The following is a 596-nucleotide window of genomic DNA, read 5'->3' on the forward strand; positions in this document are numbered from 1 at the left end:
CCGGAGGACTGCGCGTATTGCCCCCAGGCCCAGCGCTACAGCACCGGGGTGGCGGCGCAGAAGCTGATGGACACCGAGGCGGTGGTCGCCAAGGCACGCCAGGCCAAGGCCGCCGGTGCGTCGCGGTTCTGCATGGGCGCGGCCTGGCGCTCGCCCAAGGATCGCGATGTGCCCAAGGTGGCGGCGATGATCCGCGAGGTGAAGGCGCTGGGGCTGGAGACCTGCGCCACCCTGGGCATGCTCAGCGGCGACCAGGCCGTGGCCCTGCGCGAGGCCGGGCTGGATTACTACAACCACAACCTGGACACCGCGCCGGACTACTACGACGCGATCATCCACACCCGCCAGTACCAGGACCGCCTGGATACCCTGGCGCACGTGCGCGATGCCGGGCTGAAGACCTGCTGCGGCGGCATCGTCGGCATGGGTGAAACCCGTGAGCAGCGCGCGGGCCAGCTGCTGGCGCTGGCCACGCTGCCCGCGCATCCCGATTCGGTACCGATCAATCGGCTGGTGCAGGTCGCCGGCACGCCCCTGCACGGCATCGCCGAACTGGACCCGTTCGAGTTCGTGCGGATGATCGCGGTGGCGCGCAT

Annotated in this window: 1 protein-coding gene; it reads left to right on the top strand. The window is 70.3% G+C overall.

The genetic code is table 11. The annotated features are described in order from the left end of the window. Nucleotides 1-596, top strand: a 596-nt coding sequence (gene bioB, locus ACXJKJ_RS31275) for a biotin synthase BioB (RefSeq protein WP_457395506.1), incomplete at both ends; no start/stop codon positions are given.

The sequence above is a fragment of the Roseateles sp. P5_E1 genome, assembly GCF_054049335.1.